This window comes from Mariluticola halotolerans, assembly GCF_021611515.1.
Classification (GTDB): Bacteria; Pseudomonadota; Alphaproteobacteria; order Rhizobiales; family Devosiaceae; genus Mariluticola; species Mariluticola halotolerans.
Genome location: NZ_CP090960.1, coordinates 2,547,178 through 2,558,251 on the forward strand (window position 1 = coordinate 2,547,178; position 11,074 = coordinate 2,558,251).

10 protein-coding genes and 1 tRNA gene are annotated in these 11,074 nt (G+C 59.1%); 6 read left to right on the top strand and 5 right to left on the bottom strand.

All coding sequences use genetic code 11. The annotated features are described in order from the left end of the window. Window positions 1-58: 58 nt before the first annotated feature. The gene (locus L1P08_RS12135) at window positions 59-1,147 is read right to left on the bottom strand and encodes a polyamine ABC transporter substrate-binding protein (RefSeq protein WP_303617270.1); all 1,089 of its coding nucleotides are present in this window, start codon (window positions 1,145-1,147) and stop codon (window positions 59-61) included. Window positions 1,148-1,375: 228 nt separating this feature from the next. Here L1P08_RS12135 and L1P08_RS12140 point away from each other — a divergent pair, with 228 nt between their 5' ends. The 3 genes from L1P08_RS12140 to L1P08_RS12150 are packed head-to-tail and all read left to right on the top strand — an operon-like array spanning window position 1,376 to window position 4,144. Then, on the top strand, window positions 1,376-2,278 hold the full coding sequence (locus tag L1P08_RS12140; RefSeq protein WP_303617271.1) for a DMT family transporter: 903 nt from the start codon (window positions 1,376-1,378) through the stop codon (window positions 2,276-2,278). A gap of 43 nt (window positions 2,279-2,321) precedes the next feature. Next, entirely contained in the window at window positions 2,322-3,239 is a 918-nt protein-coding gene (locus L1P08_RS12145) for a pseudouridine-5'-phosphate glycosidase (RefSeq protein WP_438268466.1), read from the top strand. A gap of 8 nt (window positions 3,240-3,247) precedes the next feature. Beyond that, window positions 3,248-4,144: a carbohydrate kinase family protein gene (locus L1P08_RS12150; RefSeq protein ID WP_303617273.1), complete on the top strand. Its 897-nt coding sequence runs from the start codon at window positions 3,248-3,250 to the stop codon at window positions 4,142-4,144. 37 nt (window positions 4,145-4,181) lie between these two features. Here L1P08_RS12150 and L1P08_RS12155 read toward each other — a convergent pair whose 3' ends face one another. Together L1P08_RS12155 and L1P08_RS12160 are read right to left on the bottom strand one after the other, a co-directional pair. Further along, window positions 4,182-5,897, bottom strand: a complete 1,716-nt coding sequence (locus tag L1P08_RS12155) for a hypothetical protein (RefSeq protein WP_303617274.1) — start codon at window positions 5,895-5,897, stop codon at window positions 4,182-4,184. Next, window positions 5,894-6,943: a glycosyltransferase family 4 protein gene (locus L1P08_RS12160; RefSeq protein WP_303617275.1), complete on the bottom strand. Its 1,050-nt coding sequence runs from the start codon at window positions 6,941-6,943 to the stop codon at window positions 5,894-5,896. Before L1P08_RS12160 ends, L1P08_RS12155 begins: the two co-directional genes overlap by 4 nt. Before the next feature lie 208 nt (window positions 6,944-7,151). Between L1P08_RS12160 and L1P08_RS12165 the strand changes: the two genes are divergently transcribed. Continuing rightward, window positions 7,152-8,162: a lysylphosphatidylglycerol synthase transmembrane domain-containing protein gene (locus L1P08_RS12165; RefSeq protein ID WP_303617276.1), complete on the top strand. Its 1,011-nt coding sequence runs from the start codon at window positions 7,152-7,154 to the stop codon at window positions 8,160-8,162. A 36-nt stretch (window positions 8,163-8,198) separates the two neighbouring features. Continuing rightward, complete coding sequence (locus L1P08_RS12170) at window positions 8,199-9,146, top strand: glycosyltransferase family 2 protein (protein WP_303617277.1); 948 nt, start codon at window positions 8,199-8,201, stop codon at window positions 9,144-9,146. Window positions 9,147-9,167: 21 nt separating this feature from the next. Here L1P08_RS12170 and L1P08_RS12175 read toward each other — a convergent pair. Continuing rightward, a tRNA-Ala gene (locus L1P08_RS12175) sits at window positions 9,168-9,243 on the bottom strand. A 60-nt stretch (window positions 9,244-9,303) separates the two neighbouring features. Then, window positions 9,304-10,314 carry an NAD-dependent epimerase/dehydratase family protein gene (locus tag L1P08_RS12180; protein WP_303617278.1) on the bottom strand — a complete coding sequence of 337 codons (1,011 nt, stop codon included), beginning with the start codon at window positions 10,312-10,314 and terminating at the stop codon, window positions 9,304-9,306. A gap of 78 nt (window positions 10,315-10,392) precedes the next feature. On the opposite strand from L1P08_RS12180, the gene L1P08_RS12185 reads away from it, so the two are divergent. Further along, window positions 10,393-10,941, top strand: coding sequence for a TetR/AcrR family transcriptional regulator (locus L1P08_RS12185; RefSeq protein WP_303617279.1), 549 nt, complete (start codon window positions 10,393-10,395; stop codon window positions 10,939-10,941). The last annotated feature ends 133 nt before the right edge of the window (window positions 10,942-11,074 follow it).

Genomic DNA, 11,074 nt, shown 5'->3' on the forward strand with positions numbered 1-11,074 from the left:
AATCCCCCGAACTGGATAAATGCCGGAGCGGATGCATGCACCCGCCCCGGCCTTGTGGTTACTGGCCGGTCTTGATCCGCGTCCATGCGCGGGTCAGCAAACGGTCGAACCGGAGGGAATAGGCCCGGATGGCGAAGAGGTTGTTCTTGACCTCTTCGGCGGGATAAATGGCCGGGTCGCCCGTCACCGCGGGATCGATGAGATCGAAGGAGGCGGCGTTGGCATTGGCATAGAACACATAGTTGGAAATGTCGGCGGCGATCTGCGGCTGCATGACAAAATCGATGAACTTGTGGGCATTGTCCGGATGGGGTGCATCGGCGGGAATGGCCATCATGTCGAACCAGACAACTGCGCCTTCCTTGGGGATGACATAGTTGATTTCAACGCCCTGACCGGCTTCTGCGGCGCGGTCGCGCGATTGCAGGATGTCGCCGGAATAACCATGGGCAATGCAGACATCGCCATTGGCGAGGTCAGAGATATATTGCGAGGAATGGTAATAGCGGATGTAGGGGCGAATGCTGGTGAGCAGTTCTTCGGCCTTGGCCAGGTCATCGGGATCTTCGCTCAAGGGATCAAGGCCGAGATATTTAAGGGCGGCCGGCAGCACCTCGGTGGGGGCGTCGAGCAGGGTGACGCCACAATCAGCAAATTTCGAGACGATTTCGGTATCGAAAATCATCGACCAGCTATCGACCGGCGCGTCGGGCATGCGCTCCTTGATGGCGGCGGTATTATAACCAAAGCCGGTGGTGCCCCACATATAGACTACCGAATGGGCATTATCCGGATCGTTGGTTTTCACCGTTTCCATGATTGCACTGTCCATATTGGCCAGGTTTGGCAATTTGGACTTGTCGAGCGGCTGGAACAGGCCTGCCTGGATCTGGCGCTCAAGGAAAGACGCGCTGGGCACGACCACGTCATAGCCCGAATTGCCGGTCAGCAATTTGGCTTCGACCAGTTCATTGGCGTCGAACACATCATAATTGACCTTGATGCCTGTCTCCGCCTCAAACTTGGCGATGGTGTCCTCGGCGATATAATCCGACCAGTTATAGACATTGACCACCGCTTCTTCCTGGGCAATGGCGTGCCCGGCAAGAAGGGATAGGCCCGCAGCGATAGTGAGGATTTTGTGCATTCGCTTGGCTCCTGAATACATATGTGCCCGGTTCCCGCCAAACCTGACGCCGCAAGCCAGCCTGCCGGTCGGGACCTCTCAAAAGATAAGCAGAAATTGCGAGGGGACGCTACCACGAACATTCGGCGGCGCTAAGAGCTTTCCAGCGCGGCTTCGGGCTGGACTGATCTGTTCAGGACCAGCTGAAAATCATGGCGCCGTCTGCAGCCTTCGCCTATGCATGAAGGCATGACACAGATTTCAAAATCAGCCTGGCTGAGCGCCATCCCTGCCATTTTCGTGCTGTTATGGTCGACCGGATTTGTCGGTGCGCTCTATGCCATGCCCTATGCGCATCCGTTCGGCTTTCTCAGCCTGCGGTTTATCCTCTGCATCATCCTGATCGGGGGATATTGTGTGCTCACCCGCGCCGAGTGGCCACGTGGCGAAGCATTGTGGGCGGCGCTTGTCACCGGGGCACTGATTCACGGGATTTATCTGGGCGCGGTGTTCTGGGCGATCAAGCATGGTTTTCCCTCCGGCTTTGCCGGGCTGGTTGTGGGGTTGCAACCGGTGGTGACCATGTTGCTGGCCGGGCTGCTGCTGGGCGAGCGGGTGTCCATCCGGCAAACGGCCGGTTTTGCCATCGGTCTTTTAGGTGTGGTGATGGTGTTCTGGCCGCGGCTCGGGGGCGAGCTGGGCGGAGATTTCATCCGGAACGGGCTGGTGGTTTTTGTGGGTGTGGTGGCGATCAGCCTTGGCACTGTCATGCAGAAGCGGTTCGGCGGCAAAGGCAATCTGGCGGCGGGCACGGCGGTGCAATATGTCGGTGCGCTGATGCTTTCGGGTGTGATCGTTCTTTTTTTCGAGCCGCTGGAGATGGAATGGACCGGTTCGCTGATTTTTGCACTGGTCTGGCTGGTTCTGGTGCTCTCGGTTGGTGCCATTGTTTTGCTGATGGTCATGATCCGTGCCGGCGAGGTCTCGCGGGTGGCATCGCTTTTCTATCTGGTGCCGGCGGTGACGGCGGTTCTGGCCTATTTCCTGTTCGGGGAAACCTTGAACCTTATTCAGGTTGGGGGCATCGTGGTAGCCTCGGCCGGGGTGGCCCTGGCGACAATGCGGCGGCGCCCCGCGCCACCCCCCTTATAATCCGCGTCCGCTCAGTGCCGGATGTGCAGGAGAGACTATCATGATGAAAACCGATCATTTGCGGGTGAGTGCGCCGGTTGCAGCGGCAGTGGCTGCCGGGCAACCCGTGGTCGCGCTTGAATCGACCATTATCACCCATGGCATGCCCTATCCCGAAAATATCGAAATGGCCCATTCGGTGGAGGGGATCATCCGGCAGAACGGGGCCGTTCCCGCGACCATTGCCATGATGGACGGGATGATGGTGGCCGGTGTTGGCGGCGATGATCTGGAACGGCTGGCCCGTGAGGGGCACAGCGCGGCGAAAGCCTCGCGACGCGACATGGCGGCGCTTTTAGCCAAGGGTACGATGGCGGGCACGACGGTGGCGACCACAATGCTCATCGCCCAGATGGCCGGCATAAAGGTGTTTGCCACCGGCGGCATTGGCGGGGTGCATCGGGGGGCCGAGCACACATTTGATGTGTCCGCAGATATATCGGAATTGTCGCAAACGCCGGTTGCGGTGGTGTGCGCGGGGGCGAAATCCATTCTCGATATTCCCAAAACCCTTGAAATGCTTGAGACCAACGGGGTGCCGGTTATCGGCTATGGCACCGATGCGTTCCCGGCGTTTTATGTGCGCGATAGCGGCTATCCGGCGGATCACCGGTTCGACAACCCAGAGGATGTGGCGCATATGCTGGCGCTGCATTGGCAATTGGGCATGGGTGGGGTGCTGATCGGCAACCCGATTCCGGCCGAATTTGCGCTCGATGCGGAGATGATCGAATTGCGGGTCAAGCAGGCTATTACCCAGGCGGAAGAACAGGGAATTACCCGCAAGGACATCACACCGTTTTTGCTGGGGCGGATGCTGGAACTGACCGAAGGCAAAAGCCTTGCGGCGAATATTGCTCTCGTTAAACACAATGCTGCTGTGGCCGCGCAGATTGCGGTTGCGCTGGCGAAGCGGGGCTGAGCCGGGCCGTGCTGCCGGTGCTCAAGGGCGGCGTTCTGGTTGTGGGCGATGTGATGGAAGACATCATCGTGCGCCCGGATGGCCCGATGGTGCGTGGCTCTGATGTGACTGCGGAAATTCACACCCTGCCCGGCGGCTCCGGGGCCAATCAGGCGATGTGGCTGGCCCGGCTTGGGGTGCCTGTGTCGTTTATGGCGCGGGTGGGGGCGGATGATCTGCCGCGCTATGAAAAACTGTTTGAGCAGCGGGGCGTGACCCCTTTGCTGAGAGGTGATCCGGTGCGGGGCACCGGCCGGCTGGTGACCCTTCTGGACAATGATGGGGAGCGCAGCTTTTTCAGTGACCGGGGCGCCAATCTGGCGCTTGATGCGGGTGATCTGACCCCGCACATGCTGACCGGTATCGGCCTTGTGCATATTTCGGGATACAGTTTTTTCGCGCCCGGACCGCGTGCGGCCATGCGTGAACTGATGGCACTTGCGGGTGCCGCAGGCATTCCGGTTTCTGTTGATCCGGCCTCGACGGGGTTTCTGGCCAGTGCCGGTGCTTCTGAATTTCTAGGCTGGACCCAGGGGGCGGCAATGCTGTTTCCCAATCATGAGGAAGCCGCCTTTCTGGCCGGCACCGATGACCCGGCGATGCAGATGAAAATGCTCGGCGCGCATTATGATTTTGTTGTTATGAAGCGCGGGGCGATGGGGGCGATTGCGGGCGGAGGCGAGGGGATTGTGGCCAGCGCGGCGGCGCTCGAAATCAAGGCAGTCGACAGCACCGGCGCGGGCGACGCCTTTCTGGCCGGGTTTGTGGCGGCGCGCCGGGAAGGCGCTGATATGCAGGCCTGTTTAATCGCTGGCAATGCCGCCGGCGCAAAAGCCGCCTCCCGGCTTGGCGGGCAACCTGCTTAAGGGTCTGCCCGTGATGGCGTGCCGTTGATCGCGGTGGTTATGAATTGCAGATATTAGAATTCAGCAGCGCAATTTTCCTGAGATAATTCTCTTCGTCTTCAAGATCTGCAGCGGCAAAGCTTATCAGGTCGATGTCTTTGGGGAATTGTTCCGGGCCCAGATAAATGACTGTGTGGTCGCGGCAAAGGGCCGAGATTTGTTCCGGGGTTAATTGGCCAAGACGCATCTGGATTGGGCGGGACGGGGCAATGGCTGAATTGCGCACAATATCGCCGCCAATGAAAATCCGTTCGCTGTCAACGATCACGACATCTGCCTGTTGGGCTTTCGCGAACGCTGTTGCCCGGGCAAAGGGGGTGACTTCCCCGTGAATTTGCCAGGCGCGCAAGGGCAGCATGACGAAAATACTGGCGATGGCGACCATGCCTAAAAAGACAATGCTGCGGCTGTCTTTTCCAGCAGCGAGCAATCGGGTGCCACCATAGGCACCGATCAGGGCTACCGGGCCGATCAGGCCATGCAGATACCGGTAACCCCAGCCATGGCCCTGGTCGGGCATCAAAAAGATATAAGGCAACAGGCTCATGATGGTCGCGGCGGCCAGAAGCCGGAGCCATTTGTCCTTTACCAGCGCATGGCCGCAGGCGGCGATCAGAGGCAGTAATATCAGGTTCTGCCAGGCGACAAACCGGACCAGGTTTGCGGCGATGGTGAGCGCTTCATTGAGCGACGGTATCCGGATAATCCGGATGACCCGTTCGAGAAGGTTACGGGCTGCTGTCTCCGTGCCGGTCAGGTGCTGGTTGATGGACCACCAGTCCCATGAATAAACCAGAAGAAGGGATGCGGCATACCCTATGCCGTAGAATACGAGCAGGCCGGGCCGGAACGGGCGCAAAAGAATGAAAAAGAACGGCACGGCGAAAAACAGGTGAACATGGATTTGATGCAAGGCAGTGGTTGCCGCCGCAACAAGAACGGCGCCGATATGCCCCCACCAGTCATTGCGCAAAAACAGGTAAAGCCAGAGCAGATTGAAACACAGATGCGCCGACATGGCATAGGAGGTCATCGCGGTGGCAAGGGCCTGTTGCGAGGAGAATACGAGGAATGCGGCCAACAGGGCGATGTCGCCCCGGCCGGGCCACAGTTTGAGGGCAACAGCGGCTGTGAGCAGAATGGCCAGCCCGTTAAGAATTGCGGCGGTGTACACACCCGATCCCGCCAGATCGAACAGGGCATAGAGCGCTGCCATGCCGGGACGATAGTCGCTGGCGACCCGGCCGGTGAGGGGATCATAGGCGGCGAAGCTGTGATACATCGCCCCCCCATAGGCGCGCCATTCCTCGGGGACGATGCCGGAAAGGTGTCCGTTGCGGAATATTTCCGCCTGCATCTGCGTCATCCATTCATCCATGGAAAAGGCGTAGCCGTGATAGATGAAACGGGTGCCAAGGATGGTGAGGATTGTTGCGATCACGGCGAGGTGCCACGATCTTATGCGCGGCGGATTCAGCGCGAGGATAGCGGTAATCCATGGGCGCGGCATGGGCTGGGTGAGGGCTGCGGCAACCACAATGATGGCGGTTGCCGTGACAAATCCCAAAAGGTCGACCTTGAGATAGAAATAGCGTGAAATGCCAAAGGTTGCCTCGCCCCGGATCACGGCAAAGGCGCATAAGGCAAATGCCAGAACCAAGGCCAGGTATGCCTTCCAGACGACCGTGATCTTCTCGGCGTTTGTCCCGGTCATTCGCTGTCCTGAGCGCTTTTTTGTGCCTGCAGCGCGTCTTGCGCAATTTTTACATAGGCCCGGCACATGGCTGTTCTTGAATGACCTGCTTCCACGGCGTCATGGCGGGCGGCTTCTGCTTCAGGTGTGTCGGATGTACTGAGAATATCCCGGATTCTGTCTGCCCAGAGTGCCGCTGCCTGTGCCGGTTGCGTCAGGTCCGCCTGTACGTAAACGAGTTGGCTGGCAACCTTGTTTTCTGTTCCATCTGACCCCGTGCCCAGCATGGTTGCCGTGCCACAGGACAGGGCCTCCATCGCCACCAGCGGAATGCCCTCTCCATTGCTGGGTATGAGGGCCAGTCTGGACTGGCGCAATATTTTTGCGATTGTTGCGCGGGCGGGTTTCAGGATCACCGTCGTGTTTTTGTGCCGCCAATCCTTGGGATTTTCCGGGCCCCAACCGATCAGGGTGAAGGGGATATCAGGGAGCGCGGCGGTGAGATGGCGGAGGAGTGCAAGTCCCTTGCTTTCAACAAACCGGCCGACAAACACAATCCCCGCGCGCGGCGGCGCGCCGGGTTCCGGCAGGTGGAAACAATCCGTATCGATGCCGTTGGGAATAACCAGTGCGTTTTTGAGGCTGTGGTCCGGATCATAATTGTCCCGTTTCGCCCTGGTGACGAAAACGGTGTGCGCGGCCCGGCGCAGGAGCGGGCGGCTTATCCAGCGGGTGACCCCCAGCAGGAGCCAACGCAGCACCGGGTGGTTTTTCAGCGGCACAATGCCGGTATGTTTTACCACCACAAAAGGGGTGCGGGTGAGCACGGACCAGATAATGACGAGGAAATTGGAGACATAAATTTCCTCATGCACCATCACCAGATCGTAATCGCTCAGGTGGCGCAACAGACGGAAAACATGCAGAGGGTTCGGGATGATGACCGGCAGCCCGGTCGCGGCCTCAATGCCGTTCCAGCATTGCAGCGCAAAACGCTTATAACCCGTATCAGAGGTGTGCGGGGGTTCGCCGGTTGTATGTGCGACAAGCGTTGTGGGCCATTGCATTACATCCGCAAAATGCCGGGCAATCTCGTGGGCTATATTTTCGACGCCGCCGCCGTGCTCCAGAAAGTAGCTCGAAACACACAAGACTCGCGGATGGGCTGAGGTTCTGTTTTGAGCTAACATCCGCAAATTGCAACTATTATTAATAGTCAGAGACTAGTTTGCTTCGTGAAGTTTGTCACGAATTGAAATTGCGGCTGCGTCCCTGATGAATACCCGCCGTCCCATTCTTGTCCTCGCAACACTTGTTGCTGCGGTGGTGCTGCTGGTTCTGCTGATCCACCTTTCTGGGGTGCGCGCGGATCAGTTTCTGCACGCCTTGTCGGCGCTCGGTCCCTATGAGATGGCAGGGTGCCTGATCGGGTTTGCCCTGCCGGTGCTGATTGCTTCAATCAAGTGGCGCAGTGTGGTTGCCCGTGTCATGCGCCCGCCTGCGGTTCTGCCGGGTTTCCGGTTCTTCGTTCATTTCTCGGCCCTGTCCGGTGTGTTGGGGCAGGTGATCACCCCTTATGCCGCTGGCCCTATTGTGCGGGGCCTTGCCACCAAACGCGGTGGACATGGCGGTTTTACCCTTGGGGCCTCAACCTCGGTGCTTGAGCAGTTCTTTGATGCCTGGGCCAGCTTGATATTCGCCGGGACGGGTATTTTGCTGTTCCTGACCGGGGTGTCTCCGCAGATTGCATTGGTGGGGTATATTTTCGCGGCGATCATCGGCGCTGTGGGGGTGCAGGTCATTCTGGTTTTACCCGGTTCGAAGGTTCTCGGCTGGGTCGGCAATATTCTGCCCGGCCAGCGCGAACGGCTGCAAAACCTGGAAAATCTCAGAACGCAGACAGAATTGATCAACACCGGATTTGTGAACCGGCTTTATTGGCTGTCCGTGCTGCGGTTCTGGGTTCTGGGTGTGGCGGTCATTGCTGTGGCCAGCACGTTTGGTATGGACTGGTCGGTTCTGGGGCTGCTCCATGTCTATGCGGCGGTTCAGATCACCCGTTTTGCGGTTTTTACGCCGGGCAATCTGGGGTTGGCCGAATGGGGGTGGGCCACGGTGCTCAGCCTCTATGGCTGGGATTTTGCCACTGCCGCACTGTTCGCCCTGACCTTTCGGGCGGTTGGACTTGTCTTTACCTGCATGATCTATGTTTTTGCGGCCCTTGGTTATCTGGTGCCTGATGGGCGCGGGCGTGGTGCCGCCACCAAAAGCGATGATCCGCGCTGAATGTTAGTGGATGCAACGAAACAGAAAGCTAGGCCTTTGACGAAAAGTGATTTTTCAAATGTCGCCGTTCTCGTGCCCTGCCTTGATGAGGCGGTCAGCATCGCGCAGGTCATCGGGGATTTCCGTGGGGCGCTGCCGGGGGCGAAAATCTATGTGTTTGATAATGGGTCTGCCGATGACACCGTGCGGATCGCCCGCGAAAACGGTGCGATCGTGCGGGTGGAGCCGCGACGGGGGAAAGGCAATGTGATTGCCCGCATGTTCCGGGATGTCGAGGCCGATTATTTTCTGCTGGTCGATGGGGACGCAACCTATGATGCGGCGGCGGCGCCGCAAATGATCGAAAAGGTCCGGACGGAATTCCTCGATGTGTTGATCGGGGTGCGAAAAGGCAGTTATGCGGGTCAGTACCGGCCGGGGCATCAATTGGGAAACAGCCTTTTCACCATGATCATCAGGCTGCTGTTCAATGCGCAGGTCAGCGATGTGCTGTCGGGCTACAGATTAATGTCACGCCGGTTTGTCAAATCATTCCCGGTGTCGGCGCGCGGGTTTGAGATCGAGACCGAACTCACCGTGCACATGCTTGAGGTCGGCGTGCCGTTTGGGGAATTCCCGGCTGAATATTTCAACCGTCCGGAGACATCGGAAAGCAAGCTGAATACCTGGAAGGATGGGTTCAGGATTTTGCGGACCATTGCGACGCTGGTGGCGGCTGAGCGCCCGATTGCGGTATTTTGCGGGTTGGGGATGGCGTCTATCATTGTCGGTGTTCTCGCCTTCCTGCCCGTTCTGGCAGAATATAACGCCACCGGGGTGGTGCCGCGTTTCCCAACGCTGATCGCCAGCACAACCCTTGGGATTATCGGGCTTATCGCCTGTTTCGGCGGGCTTGTTCTGGATGGGGTCACGCGGACGCGGCGGGACATGAAAAAGCTGGCATTTCTGGCGCAGGTCCAGCCATCAGGCGCGGTGCGGCGTTAATGGTTCTTGCGTTCAGAGGGTTGGTGGAGCCGATCGGGATCGAACCGACGACCTCGTCATTGCGAACGACGCGCTCTCCCAACTGAGCTACGGCCCCACACTGGTGCGGAAAATCTAGCCAATAATTTTCGCCGATCCTAGTGGTTTTTACCGGTCATCAGACGAGTTTCTGATCGATCAGGCTTTGCCCCATTGCGATGACGGCATCCGCTGGCGGGGTGAGGGGGCGGCCGAGCAGTTTCCTGATCCGCGTGTTGTCGATTTCGCGGGGCGGGCCCAGTTCATGCAGGTTGTCGCGGGCGTCGCGATCAACCAGGGCGTAAAGACGCACAGCCCAATCGGGCATTTCGAATTTGGGGAGTTTGCCGGCATAGGCGGGGAAGGCGGCCCGCAAGGCCTTTGCCGTTTCCATAAGGGAAATATTGCCGGCGGTGGTGGCGTGGCGGTGTCCTCCGGCCTCCGGCGCGGTCATTGCTGCCATATGGGCGGCGGCGACATCGCGGACATCCACGGCGGGCATGATCATGCGCGGGGCGGCGGGAATGCTGCCGGTCAGCAAACGCTGAATGAGCCGGCCCGATGTGCCGGGGTCATTATCGAGCAGTGGCCCGTAAATGACCGAGGGGTTGATGGTGGCGAGCGTGGCGCGCTGGCCGGATGCCGCGACCATTTCCCAAGCGCGGCGTTCGGCAAGGGTTTTGGACTGGACATAGGCGCCGGCTTCATCAAGCCGGCTCCAGTCTTCTTCCGAAAAAATGTGGCCCTGTGGGTAGCCATACATGATGGCGGCCATGGACGAGGTCAGGACAATGCGTTCGGCCCCGGCCTTGAGACCGGCATTGATCGCCCGTTCGGTGCCCCCGACAGCGGGGCGGATCAATTCGTCCTTGTCTTTCGGGGTGTTCAGGATGAAGGGCGAGGCGACATGATGGATATAGCGGCAGTCTTTGGCCGCCATTTCCCAGCCGTCATCCTGCAACAGATCGAGGCTGACAAATTCGAGCATGGAAGTGTCGGCACCATGCTGGCCGAGGGTTGTGCTGACTGCGTTGGCGCGGTCGAGATTGCGCAGACTGCCCCTTACGCGATAGCCGGCTTTGAGCAGTGCGAGGGCGACATGCCCGCCGAGAAACCCCGAAATGCCGGTGACCAGAATGGTGTCAGTCATGATCAATCTCCTATTGAATTGAACGATATATACATTTATCGTTCAATTCGTACAAGGTGAAATCAAAAAGGCAAGCGCGTGACCCTTAAGCCCGCTATCGCTGCACGCCGGGAGAAAATCCTGGATGCCGGACAGGCGCTGATGCTCTCGCATGGATTGGCGGGGGTGCGCATGGAGGCGATTGCGCGGGCGGCGGGCGTGGCCAAGCCAACGCTCTACAGCTATTTCCCCGACAAGGATGCGGTCTATGCGGCAATTGTCGCGCGGCTGATTGCGGCGATGCGCGCCGCCTTCGTTGCGGGTATGGCGCGCGATGGTGATCTTGCCGCACGGATAGCCGGGGCCTTGTCTGCCAAATCCAAGCTGGTGTTCCGCCTGCTTGAGGGGTCGCCGCATGCGGCGGCGCTGATGGGCGAAAAAGGGCGGTTGGCCGCCAGCGAAATGCAGGCCTTCGAGCAAATGCTGGAGCGGGAAATCACCGAAGCGCTGGCCGCATCCGGGCATGAAACACCCCGCCAGTATGCGCAGCTCATTCTTGCCTGTGCCGACGGGATATTGCGGCGGGCGGCGCGGGCTGAGGAGATCGGTCCCGCCTTGCGTTTGATGGTGGGGAAATTGCTGGCCTGACTTTTGTTCCCAAGTCGCGGTGGATCAGGGCGTGTGCGCGTTGACAATGCTTGCGTTTGCCGTCGCAACAATCAGCGTCTGGCCCGCTTCTCTTTTCTCATAAGCGTCCCGACAGTTTAGGTTGGCGGCCATA

Coding starts and splice junctions, on each gene's coding strand:
- L1P08_RS12160 (WP_303617275.1), bottom strand. CDS start 6,943: ATGCAATGGCCCACAACGCTTGTCGCACATACAACCGGCGAACCCCCG.
- L1P08_RS12180 (WP_303617278.1), bottom strand. CDS start 10,314: ATGACTGACACCATTCTGGTCACCGGCATTTCGGGGTTTCTCGGCGGG.
- L1P08_RS12155 (WP_303617274.1), bottom strand. CDS start 5,897: ATGACCGGGACAAACGCCGAGAAGATCACGGTCGTCTGGAAGGCATAC.
- L1P08_RS12140 (WP_303617271.1), top strand. CDS start 1,376: ATGACACAGATTTCAAAATCAGCCTGGCTGAGCGCCATCCCTGCCATT.
- L1P08_RS12135 (WP_303617270.1), bottom strand. CDS start 1,147: ATGCACAAAATCCTCACTATCGCTGCGGGCCTATCCCTTCTTGCCGGG.
- L1P08_RS12145 (WP_438268466.1), top strand. CDS start 2,322: ATGAAAACCGATCATTTGCGGGTGAGTGCGCCGGTTGCAGCGGCAGTG.
- L1P08_RS12165 (WP_303617276.1), top strand. CDS start 7,152: ATGAATACCCGCCGTCCCATTCTTGTCCTCGCAACACTTGTTGCTGCG.